Origin of the sequence: Spirosoma aureum, assembly GCF_011604685.1 — a bacterium.
In the GTDB taxonomy this organism is placed as follows: Bacteria; Bacteroidota; Bacteroidia; order Cytophagales; family Spirosomataceae; genus Spirosoma; species Spirosoma aureum.
On the sequence record NZ_CP050063.1, the window covers coordinates 3,803,901 to 3,830,074 of the forward strand.

Annotated in this window: 19 protein-coding genes; 4 read left to right on the forward strand and 15 right to left on the reverse strand. The window is 47.3% G+C overall.

Going from position 1 to position 26,174, the window contains the following annotated elements:
* Positions 1-516: 516 nt before the first annotated feature.
* The 14 genes from G8759_RS14905 to G8759_RS14965 form a co-directional block, all read right to left on the reverse strand.
* Positions 517-1,875 carry a hypothetical protein gene (locus tag G8759_RS14905; protein ID WP_167209230.1) on the reverse strand — a complete coding sequence of 453 codons (1,359 nt, stop codon included), beginning with the start codon at positions 1,873-1,875 and terminating at the stop codon, positions 517-519.
* A 404-nt stretch (positions 1,876-2,279) separates the two neighbouring features.
* Positions 2,280-5,876, reverse strand: a complete 3,597-nt coding sequence (locus G8759_RS14910; RefSeq protein WP_167209232.1) for an ABC transporter permease/M1 family aminopeptidase — start codon at positions 5,874-5,876, stop codon at positions 2,280-2,282.
* Position 5,877: 1 nt separating this feature from the next.
* Positions 5,878-6,855 (reverse strand): ABC transporter ATP-binding protein, encoded by a 978-nt coding sequence (locus tag G8759_RS14915; RefSeq protein WP_167209234.1) that lies wholly within the window; start codon positions 6,853-6,855, stop codon positions 5,878-5,880.
* Positions 6,856-6,916: 61 nt separating this feature from the next.
* On the reverse strand, positions 6,917-7,471 hold the full coding sequence (locus G8759_RS14920; RefSeq protein WP_167209236.1) for a hypothetical protein: 555 nt from the start codon (positions 7,469-7,471) through the stop codon (positions 6,917-6,919).
* A gap of 6 nt (positions 7,472-7,477) precedes the next feature.
* Entirely contained in the window at positions 7,478-8,947 is a 1,470-nt protein-coding gene (locus G8759_RS14925; protein ID WP_167209238.1) for a serine hydrolase domain-containing protein, read from the reverse strand.
* Positions 8,944-10,188 carry a hypothetical protein gene (locus G8759_RS14930; protein WP_167218992.1) on the reverse strand — a complete coding sequence of 415 codons (1,245 nt, stop codon included), beginning with the start codon at positions 10,186-10,188 and terminating at the stop codon, positions 8,944-8,946. The genes G8759_RS14925 and G8759_RS14930 overlap by 4 nt, the downstream gene beginning before the upstream one ends.
* Positions 10,189-10,241: 53 nt before the next feature.
* A complete protein-coding gene (locus tag G8759_RS14935; RefSeq protein WP_167209240.1) occupies positions 10,242-10,580 on the reverse strand; it encodes a potassium transporter KefB in 339 nt (112 codons plus the stop codon).
* Between the two features lie 264 nt (positions 10,581-10,844).
* Positions 10,845-11,147, reverse strand: a complete 303-nt coding sequence (locus G8759_RS14940; RefSeq protein ID WP_167209242.1) for a winged helix-turn-helix domain-containing protein — start codon at positions 11,145-11,147, stop codon at positions 10,845-10,847.
* Complete coding sequence (locus G8759_RS14945; protein ID WP_167209244.1) at positions 11,144-11,770, reverse strand: hypothetical protein; 627 nt, start codon at positions 11,768-11,770, stop codon at positions 11,144-11,146. The genes G8759_RS14940 and G8759_RS14945 overlap by 4 nt, the downstream gene beginning before the upstream one ends.
* Positions 11,771-12,233: 463 nt before the next feature.
* Positions 12,234-13,121 carry a dienelactone hydrolase family protein gene (locus tag G8759_RS14950; protein ID WP_167209246.1) on the reverse strand — a complete coding sequence of 296 codons (888 nt, stop codon included), beginning with the start codon at positions 13,119-13,121 and terminating at the stop codon, positions 12,234-12,236.
* A 167-nt stretch (positions 13,122-13,288) separates the two neighbouring features.
* Positions 13,289-13,960, reverse strand: coding sequence for a YceI family protein (locus G8759_RS14955; protein ID WP_167209248.1), 672 nt, complete (start codon positions 13,958-13,960; stop codon positions 13,289-13,291).
* Between the two features lie 1,106 nt (positions 13,961-15,066).
* Entirely contained in the window at positions 15,067-15,192 is a 126-nt protein-coding gene (locus G8759_RS36180; RefSeq protein WP_262890666.1) for a hypothetical protein, read from the reverse strand.
* Between the two features lie 194 nt (positions 15,193-15,386).
* On the reverse strand, positions 15,387-15,854 hold the full coding sequence (locus G8759_RS14960; protein WP_167209250.1) for a YybH family protein: 468 nt from the start codon (positions 15,852-15,854) through the stop codon (positions 15,387-15,389).
* A 316-nt stretch (positions 15,855-16,170) separates the two neighbouring features.
* Positions 16,171-17,241: an alpha/beta fold hydrolase gene (locus G8759_RS14965; RefSeq protein ID WP_232074262.1), complete on the reverse strand. Its 1,071-nt coding sequence runs from the start codon at positions 17,239-17,241 to the stop codon at positions 16,171-16,173.
* Positions 17,242-18,150: 909 nt separating this feature from the next.
* Between G8759_RS14965 and G8759_RS14970 the strand changes: the two genes are divergently transcribed.
* The 4 genes from G8759_RS14970 (at position 18,151) to G8759_RS14985 (ending at position 23,687) form a co-directional block, all read left to right on the forward strand.
* Entirely contained in the window at positions 18,151-20,709 is a 2,559-nt protein-coding gene (locus G8759_RS14970; protein ID WP_167209252.1) for a tetratricopeptide repeat-containing sensor histidine kinase, read from the forward strand.
* Positions 20,710-21,606: 897 nt separating this feature from the next.
* The gene (locus tag G8759_RS14975; RefSeq protein ID WP_167209254.1) at positions 21,607-22,215 is read left to right on the forward strand and encodes a porin family protein; all 609 of its coding nucleotides are present in this window, start codon (positions 21,607-21,609) and stop codon (positions 22,213-22,215) included.
* Between the two features lie 140 nt (positions 22,216-22,355).
* Complete coding sequence (locus G8759_RS14980) at positions 22,356-22,865, forward strand: RNA polymerase sigma factor (RefSeq protein WP_167209256.1); 510 nt, start codon at positions 22,356-22,358, stop codon at positions 22,863-22,865.
* 237 nt (positions 22,866-23,102) lie between these two features.
* Entirely contained in the window at positions 23,103-23,687 is a 585-nt protein-coding gene (locus G8759_RS14985) for a DUF4136 domain-containing protein (protein WP_167209258.1), read from the forward strand.
* A 314-nt stretch (positions 23,688-24,001) separates the two neighbouring features.
* On the opposite strand, the gene G8759_RS14990 is transcribed toward G8759_RS14985, so the two are convergent.
* Entirely contained in the window at positions 24,002-25,987 is a 1,986-nt protein-coding gene (locus G8759_RS14990) for a sigma 54-interacting transcriptional regulator (RefSeq protein ID WP_167209260.1), read from the reverse strand.
* Positions 25,988-26,174 lie beyond the last annotated feature (187 nt).

Below are 26,174 nucleotides of genomic sequence, written 5' to 3' on the forward strand. Positions count from 1 at the left end.
TCCCGCCGAAACCAGGACGATTTTAGGTTTATCTCCATCACTTTTTGGAGATAAAATTGTCAGTTACCTCTATTTAGTAAGAGCCTGGAAAAAAGCGACTGACCTCTTTTAGGGAGAAAAATATTTTTGGCCGACTCTATCCGGAGCCAAGAAGTTTCGGCTAATGCCGCGGGACGCAGCTATTGCTTATGAGAAAGAAAAGGAAGAAAGGTCGAGACAATTTGAACTGAAAATCAAGAAATCACTCAATAAGGTGATTAAGGAACAGGCTAGTTTTGTTTATGCGGACAAATTGATATTGAAGAGACCTATAATGCCAGAAAAGCAGAGGCTGGATCGACTCTTTATTTCAAAAGAAAATTAAGCCTCAACTAAGTAGGACTTTCGCTCAGAACTTTGGCATGGTTCTGAGCGAAAGTCCTGAAAAGGTGAACTGACTAAAGTGAATCGAGAGATGATACCCTGAATAGCAATAAGGTAACATCACCTGTAATGATTTGCGAATGACTTTTTCTGTTATTTCTCGGGGATGTACCAGAAAGGGATGGTCATGATCTCCTCTCCCCTGGTGGTGGAGTCGGCCTGGATGCGAATCTGTATTGTGTTCTTGCCCAATTTTAGATTAGTCGGCAGTAATACCGTTTGCCAACCGCGTTGCTGAGGGTAGTCCCGTTGGGTGAACAACAGGTCCGGACTACGGTACAACGAATCATTGATAGCAATGCGCATCAACTGATTAATCTGCTGGTGGCTCCACTCCGCAAATTGACGGCGCTTTTCGGCTCTGGGCAGCGTATCGCTCCAGGCAGGCGCAGGGGCCAGTCTGGTCAGGAGCGTATCTAAGGCTTTTGGATAAGCTATATATAACCGAATATAGGGATCCCTGATCACATCCGCCTGAATAGCAGCCACTTCGATGTACTGACCCTCAGCTCGTTGATTATCATAAGCACTTGAGTTAATATATTGACTATCGACTCGAGCCGTGTACAGATGCCGTTGGTTTAAGCTCATGGTTCGTCGGTCCAGCCGTGAAAAGTCCACCAAAAATTCGAAAGCAATTAACACAAAGAAAGCGCCCATCATGAGTCCTATTGTTCGGATAATTGACCGATACGGCAGGTGACTATAAAAGGTGTTGAGAATAAAGACAAAGGGTGTATAGAGCCCCCAAAAAAGTAGCTTGCTCAGAGTGCTAAATCGATAGTTCAGATCACCGCCGACCGGGTGGGCCCTGACCTTTGGTAAACTCAGAACAATACTGGCCAGCAGATAGCAGACAAAAAGCACATAAGAGGTTAGTTTAATGCCTTGCCAATAGGGGGTTGGAATAATTGGTCGTACAAGGGAGTAAACCAGTATGGTCAGTAGGTAGGAAAAGGCAACAACGATCAGGACAAAAACGAATAGAAAGGCGACTGCAAATACAATATTACATCGTCGGTCCAGCCGCAGAATGTAGCCATCCAGGGGGCCTAGTTTAGCCGCCATCTTATCCTGGGCATATTTGGTCGTAAAGGGGATTCGGTCGTAATGAATGCCTGTGGGATAAACAGCTAGTAGGCCAACCAGACCAACCCAAAACGCACGCATGACGAAATTAGTCAGAAAAGCCATGAATAAGACATAGCATGTTGCCTTGATCATGCTATAGGCCATCGACGGAAAGAGCCCTTGCATACCGGCTGTCTGGCTCATTAGGTTAAATCGAAAGTAATCGAAAGCCTCATCAAGTAAGTCGGGTAGTTGCAGGACAGCAAATAAAGCGGCTCCCGAAATAACCAGTTCGAGATTCCAGCTCTGGGTTGTTAAGTCACGTAGTTTTTCTTCTTGCTGGGGGAGTAGAGTCTCCTTTGGGGCTGATGTTGGGGTCACTGATTTATGATTAAGACTACAGAGAGGATTGCACCACTGGGTTCCGTTCGTCTATCCGATCACGAATGGGCGTTCAAATTTACGGAACAGTGGTCAATGACTTGGTTGCATCCGGTTTCAAAGTAGCAAAAAAATAGCCTGGACATGCTTCCAGGCTATTTTTGTCAATGACCAGTCAGTAGTTAGATATTAGGACATGTCTTATTTAGCTTTGGAGTTTCACTCAGATGCGTGCAACAGTTTTCAGGAGCAGCATTAGTAACCGTGGCACGCATCTGAGTGAAACTCCAAAAGTTATGAGTCGAGATATAAATCCAATTGTTTAACGAGCCACAACTGGTACTGGCAACCCGAAGATGGAGCCCGGTATCGAATAGCAAAGGTACCTTTAGCCGTTGCCGTCCTTAGTTAATCTTCACCTCCTCAATATTGTCACCTTCCTCCCAGTCGAGCAGGTTATAGGGATCGATCCCACCCCGCGCCGGTTTTTGTGGAACTGTCACCGTAATCATTTGCTTGCCGGAGTGAATGAAGTGTTTCTGCACATATATCGGTTTGCCCAGAATTTCGCCGTGCTCAGCGGCCGCGAAGATCCCGATTTCCACCCACTGATTCACCGGTATTTTGGTTTCAACACCAGCACTATCGGCAATGACCTTTTGCGACTCCACCTCGAAGGTTACCTGCCAGGTGCCTGCCGCCGTTTGTTTGGCCGTTGCTTGCCTGGTGTCGAACGTCCAGATCGTGTTCACTTCAAACAGGTCGTGTAGCAAAGGTTTGAGCGAGTCCGGCGTGACGGCCTGAAGTTCCCGGTACATGTCGATTGTCGTGGCCAGCGATGAAACCTTCTTCTTCACCAGCGTGCGAAGTGCCCCGTTTACACGGCCATCGCCCACATATTCACTGAGGGCGTACATGGCGTACGGGCCTTTGCGGTAGTTGGCCCAGGGGTCCATGGCGCGCAGCAGCGGAAGCCCCGTACGCATCGGCGGCCAAGGGTCGGGCTGGCGCATGATGCTCATGAATCGCCGTAGGGCTTCACGCCCTTTCACTTTCTTCACAAGTTGCATCGCGGAGTACCAGGCAAGGCTTTCGGAAATGACACCTCCTCCTTCGGCCATGGCGGGCTTGAGTTGCATACCCCACCATTGATGCCCCATTTCGTGAGCCACAATCTCGAAGATCGCATCGAAACCATCACCTTGCGGATCCAGTTGGAAGAAGCCCTCTCCTCCGGTAATTACGCCACTCCCGTCCACACCCATGCCCATGAAATTGCCGGGTTGTTCGACAACCTGCAGGAAGTGATTTGGATAGGGGCCAAACTGCGCCGAGTAGTAATCCAGTGATGCACGTACACTACGGAGCAGGCGCTTGAGGTGCTCCGTATGGCCGGGGTGAACATAGACCTTGATGTCGACGTGTTTCCATCGTTCGCGATACACCGCATAGTTGGCCGAGAAGAAGACATCGCGTCCATTGATCGGAACGTCGCTAACGTACTGGAAGTATTGCCGCCCCGCTTTGCTCCACGTACGACGCAACTCGCCCGGCGCAACGGCGACCTGATCGGCGTCGGTGCCGATGATTGCTTCAAAGGTAGCCGCTGCGCCCGCCGAAACACTTGGATCGATGTCACCAGGTGTAGGCAGTGTAACCTGCCGTGGCAAACCGTTCTTGCGCCGGTCGTCTGCACTCCAGAGTTCGCGCATTGGCTGGTAACCGATGACCGGCAGGGCATCGCCTGTAAAGTAGGTGCCGTTCCTTAGGATACCCTGACCTGCTCCGTTACTGCGCAGACCCGTGTTGCGGAAACCATGAGACTCGAACTTAACCTCAATGTTAAGCTTCAGCGAATCGCCGGGCTGAAGCGGTTTGTCCAATGCATAGATAAAGTGGCCAAGTTTCTCATCAGCCACAACCACTCTGGCCGGGCGATCGAACGTCACGCGCGTATCGACGTAGAAAGCTGGCTCCAGATGCACAGAGTTGATCGGCACAATAGCACGGTTAACCAGGCAGTAGCTGCCGATGATCGTGGCTGTTCTCCGGTTGGGATAGATGTCGATGTGCAAATTCGTGGACACGCGCGTTGGTTGTGGAATGCCCTCGTACTTTCCATACAGCCGCTCATATTCGACCCGGCGTTGCACCAATTCATTATCAGTGATGTACTCATTGAGCACGTTCGTATTATAAAAGATGAAGCTGCCCAGGAGGAGAATGAGGCTCATCGCGATCACTGCGAAACCTGCCGTCGCCCGTGTGAACCGAAGTCGCGCTAGTTGCAGCCGCGTTCCAAAACCAGACTCCTTACCCCGTACCCACAGCATCCTCGCCGTGACAGCCAATAGCAGTGCCCACGCGGCCCAATACAGTCTGAACCAAAACCACGGTCCGATCGATGAGCCAAAGCCGCGCATATCTGTGAGCGACCACTCAGGACCGGATGCATAGACAAGCAGGTGGTGTTCGATGCCAAGAAACGACGAGAAGACCATCAGCAGATACGCAACAAGTGCTACCATCTGTGCCAGGTATTTCTGGTTTACCACCGCCTGCACCGTGATCGCGAGAACGGCGAATAACAGATAGTCCGTGAGTTTTAGTCCTAATAAGACCTGCACGTAGCGCACGATCTCGACATGGTAGTATCCTTTGATCACCTGAACCGTGAGGCCGACAACGATGATGATCGTCATCAGTGTAGCCAGGATTAGTCCGAGGCCGATAAACTTACCGAGGAAAAGTACCCATTCCGTCACCGGCGTTGCGTCGACGTTCTCGCTCAGTCCGGCGTCGCGTTCCCGCCATACCAGCTCACCTGCAAAATAGATAATGAAAAGCGGGACAATAACCCAGTAGTTCGTTGGCGATGTGAGAACGCCGGTGAGGTGCTTCGTCAGCAGATGTGGCGTCCGCGGAAGCAGTGACACTCCCCAGTGTTCCATCTCGACCAGTACCACGAACGTCAGCAGTATTGGGAACACAATCAGCAGAAAGAGCCCGGCAGGACTCGTCAGGATCATGCGGAATGAGCTCTGCGCTACCGCAATTGTCTGACGTAGCTGTGTTCTGAGTCCGAACGACTGACGAGCGGACGGGTCCCGAATTATCAGCTGTGTCGACACGGCATCAGCGGTTGACGAAACTTTCGTAGCAAACCGTCGCGTGAATAAGTTCCACCAGTTAGTGGTGGAGCGGTGCGCCAATCGAAAGCGCAGGTAAAGGAAAGTAAGTGTTCCGAGGGAGATGCCGAGCCATAGTAGCCTGTTCCAAAGCATCATGCCTTCGAGGGTGAACAGGCGAATGTTCTTCTCAACGATGGTCCATTTTGACATCATCTCATTCATGATGGCCATGATGCCGATGGGGTCAGCCATCAGAGCCCGCTCATGCAACCCGGCCATATACAACGTTAACGTTACAGGGTAGGAGAGGAAGAACAGGATCAAACTACCAAAGTAGCTCGCCATTGGTCGGCCGGTGAAGAGTGCTGCCGAGAACTGGAACGTCGTAGCGATGAGTGCGTTCGTCAATGCAATGAAGCCATATGCTGCCAGATAGGCAGTCGGGCGAAACGGTCCGATGATCTCGGGATTCGCTCCGGGGCCATACACGGCGAGCAGACTACCCACCTGCACGCCGAGGAGAATTAGCGCATGCAGGGCGAAGGCTGCCAGAAAGCGTCCACCGAGATAGTCAGCTTTGCTTGCCGGGCTCGTGTATGTGAGCGGGTGCATCCGGGTTTGTATATCCCGCGCGGCTGCCTCACCGGTTACGGCCGGTGCCAGGAGCAACCAGATCTGGCAACTGAACACCGAGACGGCTGTGATAATGAACGGCGAGTTGAGAATGAAATCCTGGGGAAGCGTAACAGGTAGGATAGCTACTCGCGTTGAGAAAAACGCAAATAGCACCATCACAACCAGGGAAAGCCAGGGCCATGGGCGACGAATCTGGTAAGCGAACTCGAATCGGAAAATCTCCCGGAACTTCATATTAGTCTTCCTTTGGTTGTTGGCCATCTCGTAGGCGATTCTGAGATGTATCGACATTACCCGCCATGGCATTGTCTGCCATTGCTGTGAAGTAAACATCCTCGAGGTCAGGCTGCACCAGTTCAAAATCAGCGGGCGTTTCTTCGCTGTACACATGGACGACCGTACGTCCGCCAAGCAGTTTGGTAGAGATAATCTTGTGCTCACGGTCTATCTGTGCCAGTTCATTTTTCTGAATGATCTTTCGCCAGATTAGCCCGTTCAGCCTTTCCATTGCCTTTAGCGGTTCGGCCTCATACAGAATCTCGCCCTTGTTGATAATGGCCATTCGTGTGCACAGCTCGCTGACGTCCTCCACAATATGGGTCGAGAGGATAACCACACTGTTCTCCCCCAACTCACTTAATAAATTGAGGAAGCGCACCCGCTCTGCCGGGTCCAATCCGGCTGTCGGTTCGTCGACGATCAGCAGTTTTGGATTTCCTAACAGGGCTATAGCCACCCCAAAACGCTGCCGCATACCCCCCGAGTAACCACCCAGCTTTTGCTTACGTACCTCCCAAAGATTCGTTTTGTGGAGCAGCGCTTCTACGACCTCTCTGCGTGATTTTCGTTCTGAGAAACCCTTGAGCACGGCGAAGTAATCCAGCAGTTCCTCCGCGCTTACCTTCGGATAGACGCCAAATTCCTGCGGCAGATAACCAAGTGTCTGACGAACCTGGTCGGGCTGATTGACCACATTGATGTCGCCCAGATGGATACTGCCGGTATCCGGCTCCTGCAACGTAGCCAGGATGCGCATGAGCGTCGATTTGCCAGCACCGTTTGGGCCCAGCAGTCCGTACATGCCAGTTGGAATGGTGAGGGTTACATTCTTCAATGCCTGCACCGCATTGGTCTGTCCGCTGATGCGGGAGCGGCCAAAACGGGACCCGCCGGTGGAATAGGTTTTAGAAACGTTTTGAATTTGTAATTCCATAACTCAGTTGAAGCGTGTTGTTTATGGTTACTTTTCTCTTATCAAAATCGATCTCCACCTCTTAGGCCAAAGGACTCATATCGGGATTTTTGTGTTCGCGAGCCACACGTCGAAACAACAAGGCCGATCCGACAAACAGCATGGCAAAGCTTGCATGAAGACCAAACACAGCAACCACACCGTTGGCAAAAGCGGGTGTCCCGATAATCAACGCAATCACAGGGACCAGCGCCATAGCAAACGCCGTTGCAAACAACGCGCGTGCCATTCCCTGTGGCTCTACGCGTGCGATGATGGCGCCCATGCATCCGACGAGGAGCACCCCGAAATACATCATGTTGGCGGGATCGTCCCCAAGAATGCCACCAACGGCAACATTCATCCAGAGGAGGATCAACACTGCCACCAGTGCCAGACCGACGGCGAATCGATATGCCTTACTGCTCATTTTTTTCTTTACTGCCAATTCATACGTGAGGCCGACACCACCGAACAGGAGGACAACGGCCAAAACAAAAGCGCCTGGCCTCCAATGCCAAACGGCAAGAAGCATCAATACGAAGGGTATAAGTACGACGACAGCAACCCATGCCGTCAATCTTCTTCTATTTTGCATGTCTGATTAATTTTCTTTTGTGAAAACCCGCTCCCCACCACGCCGTTTGATTATCATCTGGTTTTTCGCCATGTCGAACTCGATGATCAACACCCCCTCGATTTGAAATTTATTCTCTGCCGTTGCTTCGAGCGGGACCGCCGATTGTCCGGGCGGCTGCGCATAAAGCGTTTCCCCGTCACGCGTGATCATAAATTTAGCAGGAGCTCCAGGGAATGAATAAGCACCAACGTATTTGTCCAGCACTTCCGGTTTGACCGCGATTGATTCTAAGGTGGGAATCGTAAATGGTTTATTGTAGTAAATGTCCATAATGCCGTTCATGATATTGGCCACCGGGTAAACCTTTGCGTTCGTCGTGTAAGCCACCGCCAGTTTTTCTCCCGGCTGGTAAGCCACCCACGCTCCATAGTTGTCGGCCCCGCCCGTGTGCCCATAGAAGGTCTTACCGACGAACGTGAAGGGTTCCATACCCGACCCCTCACCATCCCTGATCGTTTTCATCTGATCCAGACTCGCCGTTGACACGATCTTCCCGTCGAACAGCGCCTGAATGAATTTAGTCAGGTCATTCGGCGTCGAAATAATCGCGCCAGCGCTGAAGAGGATGCTGGGATGAGTTTCACGCACCGGTTTCCACCCGTTGCCGAAGTTCATATAGGTCAGCGCTTCGGCTTTGCTCACATCGATGGCTCCGGTCGCCAGGTACGTATTCGCAAGCCCGATCTTTGCCGTGATTCTTTCCGTGAGGGCCTCCCCATAGGATTTGCCGCTTACCTTTTCCAGAATAAGACCTAAAAGCTGATAGCCGGAGTTGCTGTAGGAATGCCTGGTGTCCGGTTCGAAATCGGGCGTGGTTTTGACAATAAGGGCGAGTATCTCATCTTTCGTCACTGGAATCGTATTCACGTTTTCCTGAGCATTCTGCTCGCGCCTGACGTTGGGGATACCGCTACGATGCCAGAGTAGTTGCTCGATCGTAATTTTCCTGGCGTTTGGCACCTGCGGAAAGAACTTGTCGAGCGTGTCGGTCAGCTTAAGTTTTCCTTCCTCGACGAGCTGTAAAATCATTGCAGCTGTGAACATTTTGGTGATCGAACCAATCCGGAACCGGTTCGCAGCGGTCAAGGGTTTCTTTTCCGTGGCGTTGATCTGGCTGTAACCGATGGAACGGGCGTAAAGCACATTACCGTCTTTGGCGATGATGAGACTCCCCATGGCCTTGTTTTTTTCACTGAGCCGGTCAAAAAACTGGTCCAGTTTAGCTTTGTCCAATGTTTGAGCGTAGGCAGTGGCCCAAAATGCCCCTAATAGTAAGGTAGCCGATAGTAATTTGATTTTCATGCCTTTAAAAGTGCTTTGATTTTCAAAGTGCGTTGATAAAAAAATAGGGTGGATCGGGCTGATCTTTAGCAGCGTTGATTTATGCCCTGAAAATAAACTGGTAACAGGAATTGCGTCAGATTCTCTGATCATTTAAACCCAAAAAGGTACGGAAATAGAAACGTTACGATAACAGTCCATAAGCAGTAAATAGGCAGGTAGGAAGCAATGGCCTTTCCGACTTCGTTTATGGTAGTCTTCTTCGAAATTACCTTAAACAGCTGTACGGTCACCAACAGAAGATTTAGCAGGATTAAAATATTTCCACCCAGAATCGCAGCTCTATTGGGCGTTATTCCCCATGTTGAAATCCGGAACAAAATAGCTGACAGGGCAATGCCATTAACTAGCACGGTTACAATCGATAGAAGAAAAAGAACCCATACTTCAGGTCGACTTTTCGTTGTCATGGATGTTTCGGCAACAGAAAAGAAAATGATGGCCATAACACCAACCAATAACCCATTGAACATCAGCAAAAACTCCCGGTCGTTATACGGGTCTTTACCCGAATAAATGATAGCTATCAGATAAATGACCAGCATTACCAGGACCAGCGGACTGAATAGTTTAGCCAGTACGGGTGATACTTTACCGACTAACTGCGGATTGGTCTGGGTAAGGTAAGTGCCAACAATGGGTGCAGCCGGAAGGCCAAAAACGACAACATTTTCGAAATAAAACTTTTCAATTTTCAGCCCGATTAGCCCAAAAAGTCCAATGGTCACCCCGGTCATGATTCCTCCCGCTATCAGGATGAGCGTTGTCATGACAACCAGATCGCCATTATACCGTAAATAGCTAAGCCGCTTCTCATCATTATTTCTGGTCTCACCAACAAAAGCAAAACTTAGTATCGACCAAAGAAATAAAGGCAAATGAATGCACGATAATAGTAAGGTATCGCTCTTTTTAACATCAGGAAGGAAATTGATAAATAGTAGACCAACGAGGGTCAGGCCAGCAATAGAGGCAATTTTAGAGGTTGCTAAATTATTTTTCCAGGCAAAGTAGGCCGATAATACTGGAAAAATGATAAACCCGATATTCCTGGAATAGAAGAACTCCTGTTCTATATTTAGAAATGCCGGCAACTTGGCAATAAGCCCGGCTACTAGTGAAGCTATGATCACAAAGGCTAATTCACGGCCTGTGCCCCAGGCCAGCTCATCGCTTTCGTAATTCAGTCGTTCATTCCAGAAATCGGCGAGTGTGTTGCCTTTAAGCTCCGGATAGAGTGTACTGAATGCTCGCTTAAAAGGCACCTTGTTGGAGCGGTACAACTTTTCGAGTTGCCCTGGGTCGTTTAGATGGGCGATTATTTCGTCTTTCACGCGTTTATTCGTTTTCAAGTTTTAGCTAAACTGTCTTTTCTGATTTGGCTCGATCAATCCCACAACGTACCCGCTAACCCCAGAACAGTGCCCATCCATACTGCAATGATGTATCCAATCAGGCTCAATAAATAAGCCAGTGCTTTTTTCCAGCCTCCCTGGTAACGTAGATGGTCGAGAAGGTGATAAATTATACCACCTATAGCACCGGCCACCGGGACAATAAGTAGCGGTTTAATCATCCATAGTTTTCCCCAGGCCGGATCAGGCTCTCTAACGGGAAGCAGAAAAAGTGCAATCAGGATTAAAGCGATTCCTGCGCCCTGTACCATCCGTTTTTCAACTGAATCTGGATGAATGCTCGGTGTTGTTAAATTGGTTCTCTGTGTCATGGTCATTTAGTTATAAGCGTTATAAAAAGTTGATTTAGAGGTTTCATTTAAGCACTTTGAAATGCAAAGTGTATGCACGAAAAAATAGAATTGTTCTTTTTGGGTTACTGATAGCAAGTTCCTCCAGTGTGTCAGGTATGCTTTTAAATACCTCATAAGGTCGAGCGCATAAGTGAATACTAATTAGTTTGGTAAGGCAGCTTCTCCTTATTTTTTTTATTGGTAATCAGTAAGCTTCTACTTACATTTTTCAGGTAGTATTGGTTACTCTGTAACCCCCTTAATTAGTTTTTCCAGGGCATTTAAGTGATCGGTAAACGCTTTCCGACCGAGCTCCGTAGCGGCATAATTTGTGTTCGATTTTTTATCAACAAATGATTTTTCTACCCGAATAAACTCTTCTTTCTCCAATGCTTTCAGATGGCTTGCCAGATTGCCGTCGGTCACATCAAGAAACTCCTTGAGTGAATTGAAATCAAGCATATTATTAATAGCCAGGGCTGCCATAATACCAAGCTTGATACGGCTTTCAAATGCTTTATGTAAACCATTGATCGTTATTTTCACCTTTCGTATCGGTAATGCATATAAATGCCATATACAATGTGGGCTACGCCAAAGCCTAGAGCCCAGCATACCAATCCATACTCAACAAAGTAGGCACTCAGTAAGCCTAATCCTATCTGAATAAGTCCTAAGCTTCTCAATACTTCATAGGTAAACTGGCTGGCACTGTATAAGGCCAACCCATAAAACAATAAGGTAATTGGGGCCATCAGGCCAATTAATCCATTCGCGATTAATATGAGGATCAAAAGCCCACCCGCAATCAGTGGAACGGCCATATTGATCAGAAGCCGCTTCACAAGCGCATTCCAGAGTTTTTCTCCTCTTTTAGTTGCTTTTTTATATGAGAGTAGAATCGCTGTGCCGATGGCTAGAATTAATACTGTAATGGCTAAAAAAACGACTTTCGACAGGCCAGCTACTAAACCTTCTGTTTGTATGGTGCTATAAACGAGTTTATCAGGATTAAAATCAAAAACGGTATAGGCAATATAAGCTCCTACCAATGCATACACGCCTGCCATGATGCCTGCCCAACCGGCAAGCGACAGAAACTTGGAAGAGCGCTCCATGATGGTGCGTATCTGGGCTATATCCCGAATATAATCCTGGTCTTCTTTCATTTAAAAGCACTTTGAATTACAAAGTAAATGCGCCTGTTGCAGATATACAAGTAGTAGCAGCATTATTAATAAAAAATCTCGCTAGGGTCACCAGGTGGAACACTGGTTTGGATAAGTTCTGGCAACATTACACTTCGGCACGGCTTATGGCCTGATTAACGCCTTTGTTGGGCTAATCAGACGCTGACTTCAACGGGTCCGACTCAAGAAGGTGAGGGGTTCAGAAAAGAACGTGCATTGATGAAAATAGGCCTTTCGCTTCGAGCCGTGCCACGGTTTTAAACTCTGGCACGGCTCGAAGCGAAAGGCCTAGAAAAAATACTGTAGCGACTTGATTACCGCCATTCATAACTTTTAAAGATGCTTTGATTCAACTTTTAAGGCTATGAATGGCAGGTAGTAGCCCGATTTAGCAACTGCTGGTTAGCTGAAATTTGCCCAGTGTAGGTTTACCCTCAAATCTTTACGTCAATTTCGCTGAGAAAAAGTCAATTGTACGTTTCCAGGCAAGTTCGGCAGCAGCTTTGTCATAACGAGGGGTTGTATCGTTGTGAAAGCCGTGATTGGCATTCGGGTATACGTAAGCCGTGTATTCCTTATTATTCTGTTTTAATGCCGCTTCATAAGCTGGCCAACCCGCATTAACCCCTTTATCCAGTTCTCCATAATGTAATAGGAGAGGAGCCTTTATTTTGGAAACGTCGTCGCCCGTTGGCTGGCCGCCATAGAACGGCACGGATGCTGATAAATCGGGAATGCGGACAGCCATCATGTTGGCAATCCACCCGCCAAAACAAAAACCGACAACACCCACTTTGCCATTACAATCTTTGTGGTTTTTTAGATAATCATAGCCAGCAATAAAATCTTCCAGCATTTCATTCCGGTCCCGTTTACTTTGCAGCGCACGGCCCTCATCGTCAGTACCCGGATAGCCGCCTAACGGAGTTAATGCATCGGGTGCGATCGAAATAAAGCCAGCCAGAGCCGCTCGTCTGGCGACATCGGCAATGTGCGGATTCAGGCCCCTGTTTTCATGAACCACAACAATGCCGCCGAGTTTCTTTTTCGCATCCACAGGCATCGATACCAGGGCTTTGATCGTTCCGCCACCTTTTGTCGACTGATAGTTGATGTAGTCTGATTTTAAACGCGGATCATCGGCTTTAATTTGGATAGCACCCTGGTAATCTGGCATGAGAAAACTCATCAGCGACGCTACAGTAATCCCGCCCACTGCATACGTAGACAGTTTTTGCATAAAGTCACGCCGGTCGAGCCGGTTGTGCGCATAGTCATCATAAAGATCAAACACTTCCTGTTTGATGTCCTCTTTTTTGATTTCGTTCATAATTAATGCTATAAGGGTCTATTCTACTGTTAACGAATTCCAGCCTGTTGGGATAAGCAGCGATCTATTTTGCGTGAATCGGGAGGCTTTCCTTCTTTGCACAAAACAGCATAATAACCAGTCAATTATAATTTATCTGATGAATCAGGATTTGCCAGAATTCTGGATTAGAGAGGTGCTTTTGTTGCCACAATCTTAAGATCCAGCGAAAATGTATCATCGATAATTTTATCGGCAGCCGTTCCAATTATGGCGGCTCTGTACTTTATATCGTAGTCAAGGCGATTGACAGCAAACTTGGCGGTGGCTTGTACTACATCGCCAGACAGGTTTATTGTGGCTGGAAACGTCTGTGTTTTAGTCGTTGCTTTCATGGTCAGATCGCCAACGATCGTATAATTGGGCTCTCCGGGCCGGGCACCGGTGATCGGTTTGGCGCTTATTATTTTGAAGGTCGAGGTAGGGTATTTTTCTACCGCAAAGAAGTCATCCGACCGCAGGTGATTGACCAGTTTTTCATTAAATGGATTCGTTTCGCCCTTGTCGACGTCGCGCAGGGTGCTCATATCGGCAACGAAGGTGCCCCCAATGAGTTTATTCCCTTCAAGGTTGAGTTGACCTTTGGCCATTTTAACAATGCCATTATGTTCTCCGGTTACTTTTTTTGCGTTCCAGCTGATTGTACTTTGGGCCGGATCAACTGAGTAGGTTGTGGCTTTAGCAAGGCTCAAACGAATGTTGGATTTTTCAGGAGTTTTAAGTACTCCAGTGGCAGGTAGCAGATCGCCGGTCAGAAACAGTGTTGCCAGAGCAGCACTAAAAAACAGGTTGTTTTGCATATTGTGTACCTTGTTGAATAAAAATTATCAGACAAAGTAGTACTTTTTTTGATAAAGTAAAGGCATTCTGTTAATCATGGGGTTAATGATCGTTTGGGGCCTACAAACGGCAATAATTGCTTACAATATCCGGCAATTTATAACATGACATTGTAGTAGGTACCATTTTTGAAATCACTGATTGGTAAGACAGAATAAACAACTACTCATTTTTCAATAAAGAGCTGGAAACGTTGTCGTTTATGATTCGTAGAAACAATCGTCTGAAGTGTCCTGATCCCATTTGGTGCGTCAATTTTGACTGGAAATTTAGCCGCCAGTACGGTCATGAACTGAAAGACCAGATGTGGCCTTTCGTTGTTGTATTCACTAACCACTCAGTTACTACCCGATGTACATGGTGCACACTGGTAAAAATGTGAGCATTTAATAAGTTCTGGCTCACTAAGGGCATTACGGCTTAGGCCAACCCAACGATGACCTGGCGGCTTTGCGTTGACTGATCTGTTTCGAATAAAGTAGTCACCTGACTATCCTCGTCGCTCGGTGGGCCTCACCACCACTCAGGCAGTCCCTTTTTTAAGTCGGTGGTTTTTGTCTCCCGGTTCCTGGAGCCGCTTGACTTCTGAAATCCGCATGCTGCCCTATTTGTCTCGGCAATTATAAAATGTGGCCTGACGGATGCCATGTTCGCCAGTGATCTGGTTTTGACAGTTAGGCCGCAATCCCGCTGTTTAAGGATCGCCACAATGGCACAGGCTACCCTGTTGCGATTCGGTGAATCATGTCTGTTTCTTTTCCCTTTGTAAACCTGTGAAAGTTTAGTTTTACCCTATATTTCATTGGCTCACTTTCAAGAGTTCAGGACAAGTCACTAACGCGATATACTGGCATCCAAACGGAGTAAACCAGTAGGTGATATCCGATACACGCAATTGGATGAGTCTTTACACGATCTTCTAATTCCTTTGCCTGCGGTTGATTGACTTCGGCCTCATTCTGTTGGGGAGAACGCTGACTTGACGCTCTGTTTCGACAGTGTGGTAGACAGAATCATCCGTGGCCGCTTGTTTATTAACTATAACTTACTCTTCGATTTTTCTGATCTAGCGCAGTACGATTAGTCGATTGACTTTGTACCGCTCAGCGGCCTGATCAATGTTAAGCTGACCGAGCAGAACGGAGGCCACCATTTGACGCATGACAGGTTTAGGCTGTGTTTGACAAGGCACGAGTAAGGAAGAGAGGAGATGGTACACGAATAAACATAAATGTCATTTCAGGAAAATGCCGCATAAAATCCAGCATCACTAAAACAAAGGAATGCCAGGCTATGCATATTTATTTGAATATAACCAGTAATATCTCTCGAAAATTACTTGATTTTGATTTTAGTTACTATTGTATATATTCCTTCATAGAGGAATTAACAGCCGCCTTTTAGCGCTTGCTGGTATTTTTCCAGCATCACGGAATCATCCATCGAGCCGTGATGATGAATCTGCTTCCAGTTGTTTTTAATTAGTTGAAATACTCGTGTTGTGCGAATTTGTAATTCGAGCGTCAAACCCTCTTTTTTCAACGTACCACGCTCTCTGCCGACGACAAAAAATACCTCGCTTGTTCTATACACTGTATAATCATAAAATTCGACCTCGACTCGTGATATACCACCAAAAATCCTTTCATACACCGCTTTTATGTTCGTCCAACCCCGCATAATCCCACCTACGGGATTGTCCATGACTGCTTCGTCTGATTGCACCCAGTTTTGCTCCATCTTCCTTAAATCGCGCTCGTTAAAAGCCGCGTAAAAAGCCGAGAGCGCCTGCAAGTCAGGCGCTAAGCTTTCTTTTTTCTCCTTACCTGTAATTGGTGTTTGCTCAGACTTCATATTGATGTTGGCTTGAGGTTTTCGATTTTCGCTTATATTAAATAATCGGACGAAACAGTGTAGTCTATTCTGAAATAGCCTGACTGTCGATGGATGGATCGACTCCTAAATAAAAAATATATATACAGCTGGTAACGGGCAGGCTGTGATGAATTAGGTGGTCGAACCTTGACCCCTCTACTTTTAGATCTATCCTGAAATTAATGATCAGGACGACACTATTGCTTAATTCAAAAACTAAGATATGTATGATTTTAAGGTTTATTGTAAGTAACAAATTTCGCTGAAGCAACTTGTCTACCAACGAAAACGGGCGTCAATTAACGTAGCTGTCGGCCTCAACGATAGCATCGGCAAAGGCCTTTGGTGCCTCCTGGGGCAGGTTGTGACCAATGCCTCCGGTAATGGTATGGTGTACATATCGGCCTTTGAATTTGGACGCGTAGACGGATGGGTCCGGATGTGGCGCCCCATTGGCGTCACCTTCGAGGGTTACGGTGGGTACTGTAATGATTGGGGCCGTAGCCAGTCGTTTTTCGAAGTCATCATACTGGGTCTCGCCTTCAGCCACACCCAATCGCCAACGGTAATTATGAATCACGATAGCCACATGATCCGGATTGTCAAATGTAGCGGCAGATTGCTCAAAGACAGCCTCGGTAAAGTGCCACTGTGGTGAGGCCAATTGCCAGATAAGTCTCGCAAAATCGCGCCGATTTGCCTCGTAGCCCATCCGGCCGCGCTCGGTGGCAAAGTAGAATTGGTACCACCAGGAGAACTCCGCTTTGGGTGGCAGCGGTGCTTTGTTTGCCTGCTGGCTGCCGATTAAATAACCACTTACCGACACCATGGCTTTGCAACGTTCCGGCCAGAGTGCCGCGATGATGTTGGCTGTCCTGGCTCCCCAATCGAAACCGGCGACGATGGCCTTCTGGATCTTAAGCGCATCCAGCAAAGCAATAATGTCGAGAGCAATCACTGACTGCTGCCCATTCCGGAACGTACTGGTTGAAAGAAAGTGTGTAGTGCCATGGCCCCGTAGATGCGGCATAATCACCCTGTAACCCGCTGTGGCCAACAAAGGAGCAACATCAGCAAAGCTGTGAATGTCGTAGGGCCAGCCGTGTAGTAGCATTACAACAGGCCCATTGGCAGGGCCTGTTTCCGCGTAACCAATACTAAGTACACCGGCATTAATCTGCTTCAATAGGCCAATTGTTGAGTTAGACTGAATTTTTATTGGAGTACTAGGGGTTGGATTTAGGCCGTTAGCCTGTGCCTTTACAGTACCGACAAAGCCGAGCTGGGCTGACGCGATGCTTATAGCCGCTGCGCCCAAAAAGCGACGACGATCATAGTTGAGTATTTCGTTCATATCGTTTTTCATGATTATATTTTTAGAATTGACTTGCTGTTGGCCGATAACGGCTCAGATCGGGCCTAACTCTATTGTCATTAAGTCCACCACTCTGACTAGATCCAGGATTTCGTTAACAAAATTTCCAGGCCGTTGCAGGCTTATCATTGACCGGCCAAACCCCATTAAAACCTGGCTAGACCCTTTTATTTTAATTTATTGTTGCCAATTTTTTTGGGCCCTTGTGATGCAGGAGTCTGGGATTGGTCACTGAATTGTAAAAAATAAATTTCTACTTCTCTTCACTATTGTCCTTCCAACGCTTCTGGAGAAAGAACGAGTGAGTAGAGAGACGTTACAGTAATATGTCATCAATCCCGCCAGAATACTTTATACAAGGAACTTTCAATTGCAGGTTTAGCTAATTATGTCCATCCAAACGACTCAGAATAGCGAGTTTTTAAAGTCATCAGCCAGATGCCTATCAACGGGCTTATCGTTCACTCCTGCAACGATTACAACCCTTGCTTACGCAAACAGTTGAAGAACTTTATTGACAGTTAAAATTGCTAACGTACATACACATACGTTACAAGATGAATAGGCTTCCCGACACTACAGTGGTTTGGATATGACTACACTTAACACTTGTGAATTAGAGACTACATAATCACCTACGTACATAACCAAAAATTTATTCTTCTTTAAGCAATAATAACCCGCGAGGAAGCCTATTGGCCAGTTGGTGAGTATCGGTATCGGTTCAATTTGGGGTCTAGAGGGGACTGGCAGGACTTTTTTTGATGCCATCTTCGTAATGTTGTGGTTAAGAATTACTTAACTTTACATTTGTTAATATATATACCTTCTCTTATGTAGGGACAACCAGTGACTGTTGGCCCTTGTGATTCGTCAACCGATTACTTCTCTCTTCATGCCATGCGGTTTGTCTTCTTACTTTACCTGCTGCTAAGCCAGGCTCCCAAACTCAGGGCACAACCCATGGCCATCGCCGAAGCCAACCGTTTACGATCGACGCTGAATGAGAGTCGAGCTGATACCCAGCAGGTTCAAACCAGGCTGCGGCTGGGTGACTTTTATTTACATAAAACCCTGCATGTTAAACCCAGCCTGGACTCGGCGCTGACCATGGCTCAGCAAGCCCTGACTCTATCCCGTCGAATGGGCTTCACCAGAGGAGTAGACGATGCAGTTTTGGTGCAGGGTAGTGTTTTTATCCGCCAGCGAAGGACTGAACTGGTCGAGAAGATGCTCAAGGGCGTGAGTGAAACCATCCAGATCAGGCTGCTGCTGGAGTTGGGCAAAAGCTGGCTTCGCTCCACCATGAGCCGGGAGGCCGACTGGAGCACAGCCCGTGTCTACTTTGAGCGAGCCGATACCCTGAGTCAGCGCATCCACAGCCAGCACTGGCAGCAGGAAAGTCAGTTGTTGATGGGATTAAGCTACTTACTGAATGGTGACTGGCCCACCGGCATGACCTACTTCCTGCCAGTAATTCAGGCTCGTCGGGATGCAGGTGACAAGGCGGGCGAACTTTGGGCACTTTTAAAATGGGTCACTGCTTCGCAAAGAGGTCATAAGGAAGAGCGGATAGGGTTTGCCAACCGGGCTTTGAGGCTGGCCCGACAACTTGGGGATAAGCCAAAACAGGCAGCCCTATTACTGGTAATTGGCTATAATTACCAATTATTGGTAAACCTGAAACAAGCCCAGAAGGAGGCCGATCAGGCACTAGCCATCTATAAGGCGATTGGACCCAAGCCGATCTATGAGACCTATATAAACTTAATGAGAGAAAGCGATTTCATTCATCGAACGCATCTCATTGATTTCTCAAGCCCGTACTTTCTACTAACCGATATCCATTTACAAAAAAATAATTTGGACCAGGCCTTACGGTACTACCTGAAAATCATCGAAGAAGCTGAAGCCCATAGGTTGCCCAATGATCTGGATTATCTCTATTTTATGATCGGCAATGTGTACTATAACTGGAATCAGTTTGACAAGAGCATCGATTACTACCAGCAGTCGCTGGCCCTTAGCCACCAAAAAGGAGAGGTTGCCATCTACGGAGGAATGGTTAGACGACTGGTTGCCTGCTTACTTAAGCAAGGTAAGGTGCAACCAGCTCTAACCCAGCTCAAATCCGTTGTTTCACAAGATCCACCCCTCTATCCTGTCTTTTTTGAAAAACCAAACCTATTACGCAGCTTTGGCGATTGTTATACTGCCCTGAAGCAATATCGGCTTGCTGAAACCTACTATTTGCAGGCTCTTCAGTGGTCGGAGAATGGGCCGGAAGGGGTAAGCCAAAATCTGGCCCGTTTACAAGTGAGTCAATTTTATGTGAACACTGGTCAGTTTACCAAGGCCCGCCTTTACCTGAAAAAGGTGGCCAATGTTCCTGATTATAAATACCCCTTGCCTAACAGACAGGAAATTGTTTGGTTGCGCTTTAAGGTCGACTCCGCCTTTGGCCACACTGCGTTGGCGCTTCGGCACTACCAGCGTTACAAGGCCATCAATGACTCTGTCTTTAACCAGACCAAGAGCCAGCAGATTGCCGAGTTGGGTATCCGCTACGAAACCCAAAAGAAAGAACAGGACTTGCGGCTGAAAGCCAAAAACATCGCTTTATTGACTCAGCAAGGCCAGACCCAGCAAGTTCAGCGTAATGGACTACTGGCAGGCACAGCCCTGTTGATGGCCCTGTTGGGACTGAGTGTCAACCGCTACCGACTCAAACAACGTAGCAACCAGCTCCTGGAGACCAAACAAGAGCAGATCAATCACAAGAATCAGGAGTTGCAGCAACTGCTTGAGGATAAGGAACGACTGCTGAAGGAGATTCACCATCGGGTCAAAAACAACCTTCAGGTGGTGATGAGTCTGTTGAACTCCCAGGCCAGTTATCTCTCGGATGATTCGGCTCTGTCGGCCATCCAGCAGAGCCAGCACCGCTTGCAGTCGATGGCTCTGATCCACCAGAAGCTTTACCAGGCCCAGGGCGTGGCCTGTATTCCGATGGCTGACTATATTGAGGAGGTGGTGGCCTACCTGCGGGAGTCCTATGAGCTGCCCCAACCCATTGGCTTTGAGGTGAATGTAGAGGCAATTGAACTAGACGTCACCCAGGCGGTGCCCTTAGGCCTGATCATCAACGAAGCCATTACCAACTCTCTCAAATATGCCTTTCCCGATGGTCGTCCCGGAACGATCAGTCTGGCCTTTCATCGGCTAAGGCCCACTGAGTATGAGCTTAGGATAACGGATGATGGAGTTGGCTTACCGGCAGATTATGATCCTGCTCATAGTCACTCTTTGGGCATGACCCTCATTGAAGGCTTTAGCCAGCAACTGGGAGGGGAGTTAACGATTCGTAATAACGCTGGCTTATCGATCAGCTTACAGTTTCAGGACGAACAACTGACCAGTACTGCTTCCAGTGTAGCCACTACTTCAAAGATGGTTTAATGACAGTTAGCTTCCTATAATATGTAATATCATTAGTTGTCTTACAAAGATCGTTGATGGTGGCAATGATCCAAGCCGTTCGTCTAAGCAGTGAGCACAAACTGTACACCTGTGTCGGCGTTATGCCTTGACATCATAACGCAGGCTTTAAATCTCCAAAATCAGTGAAAATTTTTTACCCAAATTCTTCACTGATTTTGGAGATTTTGGAGGATGAACAATTATTTGTAAACTATTAACTTTGTATAAGATATTGATTTTCAATAGCTTTTAAAAATAATAGTTAGCTTTTTATTTATGGTATGCCAATTGGTATATGATTTAAGCCTTGCTGTTGCAAGGATTCGTTCATACCAACGCTGCCCATATTATGGAATCGACTTTACTTGTCATTTATCCGAAAGAGCATGCTTTCAACAGAAAGCCAAGGCACTCAAACGTAAATAAAGCAACCAATAAGTATGTTTTCAGGCTCTTCAACGAGCGCATGCCCGGCGGCCACTATGTCCATACTTATACGTGTGCATTTCAGGTAATCAAGACCTGCAAGGAATTAGTCCGAACAATGGTTAGAACCAGATCATGCAACTCTGGCTAAAGGATAAACAGGTACTGTTAAATAATATATCGGCAGAGTTTCATCAGACACGCCGATTACTCAGTATCGCACGTTCAGGTATTTATCGTACGCTTACTTCAACATCCTCATCGGAATGGGCATAAAGTGCCTGCTTATAGTATCGCAGCTGTATTAAAAACTCCACTAACCAACGCTCCATCGATTCAACGGCAGAGGGGCTGGACAAGTAAATCAATTCTTTCCCAGACGGTGGTGCTTGCGAATGGTACTCGTTCGTCTATACCATCCTTGCTTTCAACAATAAACAACAAATAACGATGAACAAATTTGTATGCACAGCATTGGTACTCATTGGAATGTTGAGCACCACATTAGCACAGGTAGCACTGGTTCCCAAAGCGGGACTGAACTTGGCCCGTATTGCATTCGACCAGGCTAACAACAACGATACCCGAACACGCGGTGTATTTGTGGGAGGGATTGGCGTATTGATTGGCTCGCCGTTTAATGTCTTTTCCCTTCAACCTGAAGTACTGTTTTCTCAGAAGGGGTATCAGCGTGCCAAAAACGATCGATTCACAGTGAATTACATTGAGATTCCTGTAATGGGCCGGTTGAGCTTAGGCAGTAAGCAGACCCGTGGTTATTTAGGTATTGGTCCTTCCTACGGTTTCGCCATTGGAGGGAAGAATCGGGGAACCGATGGAAAAGACGTAAAAGTTGAATTTGGCGATGGACCCGGTGAAACGAACCGATCGGACTGGGGCTTGCAATTCGGTTTGGGGCTTAGCCAGCAGTTGGGTATCGGAGCGCTACAAATCGAAGGTCGGTATGGTTTGGGCCTTTCCAATATTAGTTCGGCAGAGTCGCATAACCGGGTCATTTCATTTACGGCAGGCTACGCCATCCCGATTCGTAGTCGCTGATAATTCAACGTATGGATGTAAATGACATCCTCGTAAGCCCACTGTCTGTGGAAAGACATAAACCTGTAATTGGCTTCGATTCCCACGATTCTGTTTGCCTTGCTTCCTTACCAAATTTTATACGACATAACAAAAATGACATGAATACTACCGATCAACACACCGAATTTACCCAGCAGATTACCCAGTTCATGAGCCCATTACGTCAACTCGCCATTCAGTTTACAAAAGACCCGGAGGACGCCAACGATCTGGTGCAGGACACGCTGCTGAGAGCATACAGGTATTGGCACAAATTCAGGCCCGATTCTAATCTGAAAGCCTGGTTATTCACAATCATGCGCAACACGTTTATCACGTGTTGTCAGCAGAAAAAACGCGAACGACGGGTAATCGTTTCGGCCCATTCCTGTGATTTGGCCAATTCATCCCTCAATTCTATAGCAAACGGGGCAATTAGCGAGACCTTACAGGAGGACATCTGGACAGCGGTTACCCAATTGATGGCGATGCATCAGGAGGCTTTTCTACTGCATTTAGCTGGCTATAAGTATTTTGAAATAGCTCGTAAGTTAGCAATTCCAGTAGGAACCGTAAAAAGCCGAATCTTCATTGCCCGGAAGGAGTTGCAGCGTCGAATAAGCCGCTAATTCACTTTATGTCATCGAGTGATGTAAACATTATATATTCTGCTGAATTAAAAATTGACCCGGATTGCATGGTAAGCCTGGATTGATTAACAGGCTAAACGTATGACTATCAACGACAACAGTGGGCCTTCTTACTCGATTTTTGCTTCTCACTCAGGCCTTAACTGAGTGCATGACATCCTGTCCAGAAGCGGATTAGTGCTGTCATGACTTTCTCCATCAAAACCAATACTTATCATGAAAAATCTTTATATCTCTATCAGTTTGGTCATCGCGCTGATTGGCTGTAGCCCGCGCGTAACTGTGGATAAAACCCAAACAATTGATTTTAATCACTATAAAACTTACGGCTGGATGGATTCAGATGTAAACGCGGGACAAAATCCGCTGTATTACAACCAACTCGCCACGCAACGTGTAGAGCAGACCGTTAATATGGTGTTAAGCCAGCGGGGACTGGATTCAACGAAAAACATGCCCGATTTGCTGGTCGGTTATCACTTCTTTGTTGAAGATAAAACGCGTTTAGTCACCAGCAACCCTTCACCGACTCCCGTATATGGGCCTTATTATGGCTGGGGCCGCTGGGGATATCGGAACTGGCGCCCATCCTGGTGGAGCTGGAACACCTGGGGCCCCATGTACTCCCAGGAAAAATATGAAGCTGGTACTGTGGTGATTGATATGGTTGATGCTGAAACCAAACAGTTGATCTGGCGGGGTTCTGTTCAAAGTGCCATTGTAGACCCGGCGCGGATCAGCGATCAGTTACAACGGGACGTACAACGGATCATTGAACAATTCCCCCAACGGAAAGGCTAGCTATCTCAAGGACAATTGAATCTATTGCCTTGTATTTGTAACGCTCAACGATAACAGCCAACAGACTGGTCGATACTGCCCGTATTTATGCCACTGATTGTAATAAAGGCATTCCCTTATTCGGTAGGCCGATCATAAACCTGTAAGCTTGTAAGCGTTACATATGTGACTGATCTGGCATCAGGACCTTCGCCTGGTAGGTGTGTCAAGGCTTGGTGGACCGTGGTTAGTATAAACGTCACCGTCAACCATGGCACACCTCCAGGCGAAAGTCCCGGACATTGATCGCTAAACTATTGTTGAATTTCTGGCAGTTAATCGGCCGACTTACTCCGCTTGATATCCATTCGTATCATCTTGGCTTCGAGCGTTGTTGGTTTAATGTTCAGCAGTTCAGCAGCACCGCCTTTTCCTCGAATCCGATAATTCGCTTGTTTCAACGCGGCCAGAACATTGTCCCGTTCGGCCTGATCAAATGGTTTGACAAAGGTTGTTGACTGACTAGCCAGAGGAGTAGATATGGAGTGAGTTGTCAATGATTCACGTAAAAAGATCTCGGGCGTAGTGCTCATAATAGCAGCCCGTTCCAGCAGATGCTCTAACTCCCGGATATTGCCGGGCCAATGATAATTCTGAAGTTGTTCTAACGAAGTTTTCGAAAGTCCTGTCAGCCTTTTGCCCAGTTTCTTGGCGATCTTCGCCAAAAAGAAATTAGCCAGTGGAATCAGGTCTTCCCGCCGATCCCGTAGGGGAGGCAGATTAATGGGAAATACGTTCAGGCGGTAAAACAGATCCTGACGGAATCGGCCAGCGATTACCTCTTGATGCAAATCACGGTTGGTTGCCGCAATCACCCGTACATCGCAATAAATAGACCCTTTTCCCCCAACACGTTCAATCTCCTTTTCCTGCAACACACGCAGTAATTTTGGTTGCAGCTCCAGGGGTAGCTCGCCAATCTCATCCAGGAAAATAGTACCACCATGAGCCAGTTCAAACTTGCCAACCCGCTTATCGACAGCACCTGTAAATGCCCCTTTTTCATGGCCGAATAACTCCGACTCGATGAGATTGGTTGGCAGGGCCGCGCAGTTGAGCTTGATTAAGGCTTTGGTCTTACGGGTTGATCGATTGTGAACAGCGCGCGCGATCAGTTCTTTACCCGTACCGGTCTCACCCTGAATCAGGACAGTATAATCGGTTGGGGCCACTTGCTCAATGCTGTTGAACACAGCCAGCAAAGAGGGGCTGGTTCCGATGATTTCCTCAAAATTAGCTCCAGTTTTTACCTCCTCCAGCAAATAGGTATTTTCCTGGCGCAGTTGTTCACTGAGCTGCTCGATCTTATCAAAAGCCAGTAACCGATCAACCGTCAGTGTGAGCGACGGCTGCATTCGTAGAAGTAAAGCCAGGTGATTTGGCTGATAGGTGTCTGGCTGTCGGCTAAAAAAGGAAACATAGAAGGTGCCATTTTGCGCCGTTTTTAAAGGAATCGTCAAATTTGACTCTAGTCGGAACGTTTTGGCAATGAGTGCTTTTAAGGGATTTTGCCGACATATCGCGACAAAATCAGCTCCGTTATAAAGAGCCTCTCCATCGTAAGGAACCTGAGAGAGAATCTGTTGGTACTTTTCCATTGACAGGCTGGTCATTTGCAGAAAAGTATTCGTCCCAATGGTTTGATAGTCATCGAGGCCGATCCTGAAGAAGCTATAGGAGCGGAAGGCATTCTGGGTCGGTTCTCTTTCCGGCCCCAAAACCATGTAATCGAATGGAATATAGGGCTGAAAAAGCCGTGCAACGGTTAGTAACCGTTGTTCCCAGTTACTCCTTTCCGAAAGCGCATCTGTTAATTTAATTTGTAATGCCTGTTCCTGTCGTACCTGTAGTTCGATGCTATGAGCGTGACGGTAATGGGCAATTTCCAGCGCTACCAGCACATCTTTTTCACGGAAAGGCTTCACCAAAAAACCGTAAGGTTTGGTCATTTTAGCTTGCTCAAGAATGCTGGTATTGGTATTGGCCGACAAATACACGAATGGGATAGCCTCTTTACTCAGCTGCCAGGCCAGATCAATACCCGTTTGCGCCCCCTTGAGGTGGATGTCCAGCAAAACCAGATCGGGTCGTTGCTGATGAATGATCTCCAGGGCTTTTTCCACTGTAAAGGCAATGCCACTGACCCGGTAGCCCGCTTTTTTCAGGATTATCTGCAAATCATTGGCTACCGCGAATTCATCTTCTACGAGCAGAATGGTTTGTGGAGATTCTTGGTTGACGTTTATGGCATTAAGCGGCATAGTTGATTTAGAAATTGTTATGGGCAGGACTTGGTTGTTTTTCGCTCAATACGAACTGGATATTTAATTCCAGACGGCTACGCAGGCTCAACTGACCACCTGACTATTTCCAGATGCCAGGTATGTTATGACTCCTCAAATCACTGGTTGATCATGCTGTTGGGACCAATTTCACTACTCCTCAACC

Coding starts and splice junctions, on each gene's coding strand:
- G8759_RS14975 (WP_167209254.1), top strand. CDS start 21,607: ATGAACAAATTTGTATGCACAGCATTGGTACTCATTGGAATGTTGAGC.
- G8759_RS14910 (WP_167209232.1), bottom strand. CDS start 5,876: ATGAAGTTCCGGGAGATTTTCCGATTCGAGTTCGCTTACCAGATTCGT.
- G8759_RS14935 (WP_167209240.1), bottom strand. CDS start 10,580: ATGACACAGAGAACCAATTTAACAACACCGAGCATTCATCCAGATTCA.
- G8759_RS14965 (WP_232074262.1), bottom strand. CDS start 17,241: ATGAAAAACGATATGAACGAAATACTCAACTATGATCGTCGTCGCTTT.
- G8759_RS14990 (WP_167209260.1), bottom strand. CDS start 25,987: ATGCCGCTTAATGCCATAAACGTCAACCAAGAATCTCCACAAACCATT.
- G8759_RS14950 (WP_167209246.1), bottom strand. CDS start 13,121: ATGAACGAAATCAAAAAAGAGGACATCAAACAGGAAGTGTTTGATCTT.
- G8759_RS14985 (WP_167209258.1), top strand. CDS start 23,103: ATGAAAAATCTTTATATCTCTATCAGTTTGGTCATCGCGCTGATTGGC.
- G8759_RS14970 (WP_167209252.1), top strand. CDS start 18,151: ATGCGGTTTGTCTTCTTACTTTACCTGCTGCTAAGCCAGGCTCCCAAA.
- G8759_RS14980 (WP_167209256.1), top strand. CDS start 22,356: ATGAATACTACCGATCAACACACCGAATTTACCCAGCAGATTACCCAG.
- G8759_RS14925 (WP_167209238.1), bottom strand. CDS start 8,947: ATGATCAGAGAATCTGACGCAATTCCTGTTACCAGTTTATTTTCAGGG.
- G8759_RS14915 (WP_167209234.1), bottom strand. CDS start 6,855: ATGGAATTACAAATTCAAAACGTTTCTAAAACCTATTCCACCGGCGGG.
- G8759_RS14920 (WP_167209236.1), bottom strand. CDS start 7,471: ATGCAAAATAGAAGAAGATTGACGGCATGGGTTGCTGTCGTCGTACTT.
- G8759_RS14955 (WP_167209248.1), bottom strand. CDS start 13,960: ATGCAAAACAACCTGTTTTTTAGTGCTGCTCTGGCAACACTGTTTCTG.
- G8759_RS14945 (WP_167209244.1), bottom strand. CDS start 11,770: ATGAAAGAAGACCAGGATTATATTCGGGATATAGCCCAGATACGCACC.
- G8759_RS14960 (WP_167209250.1), bottom strand. CDS start 15,854: ATGAAGTCTGAGCAAACACCAATTACAGGTAAGGAGAAAAAAGAAAGC.